The sequence below is a fragment of the Paractinoplanes rhizophilus genome, from assembly GCF_042664765.1.
Taxonomy (GTDB): domain Bacteria; phylum Actinomycetota; class Actinomycetes; order Mycobacteriales; family Micromonosporaceae; genus Actinoplanes; species Actinoplanes rhizophilus.
In genome coordinates this window covers 1-625 of record NZ_JBHTBJ010000135.1, presented here as the reverse complement: position 1 = coordinate 625, position 625 = coordinate 1, and the positions used below count along the sequence as shown (strand labels likewise).

Genomic DNA, 625 nt, shown 5'->3' with positions numbered 1-625 from the left:
CGGAATTTGTCAAGTCAAATTGAGACGGTTTGTGCCTCGGTTGTTGGCTGGTTGATCCAGGCTTTTTCGGGGAGCTGGGGTGCGCGGGGCCGGCGGGTGAACCGGTCGGGGTGCTGCGCGTAGGCGGCGTTCAGGGTGTGCTGGCGGTCCCGGCGGATCTGGTCAGCGGTGCCGTAGTGCACCGACGCGGGCGTGTGCCAGCCGATCCCGGAATGACGGTGCTCGTGGTTGTATGCGGTAAAAAATTTGTCGCAGAACGCGCGGGCGTCAGCGAGGGATCCGAACCGGTCAGGGAAGTCCGGCATGTACTTCATTGTTTTGAACTGCGCTTCGGAATATGGATTGTCGTTTGACGTACGAGGTCGGGAATGCGAACGTAGGACACCGAGGTCGACGAGCATTTCCGACACCGGTTTCGAGGTCATGGCGCCACCGCGGTCGGCGTGGATGGTGTGCGGCTCGATCCCGTTGGCGGTGACTGCGTCAGCGAGGAAATCACGGGCCACGATAGCGTCCTCGGCCGCGGCGACGAGCCAGCCGGTCACGTACCGGGAATAGATGTCGATGATGACGTAGCATTTGAACCAGACGCCTTTGACGGGCCCTTTCAATGCGGTGATGTCCC

1 protein-coding gene is annotated in these 625 nt (G+C 61.4%); it reads right to left on the bottom strand.

Annotation, left to right across the window (positions count from 1 at the left end; all coding sequences use genetic code 11):
- Positions 1-14: 14 nt before the first annotated feature.
- The coding region (locus tag ACFQS1_RS40575) for a transposase (RefSeq protein WP_378978418.1) at positions 15-625 on the bottom strand (611 nt) is incomplete at its 5' end.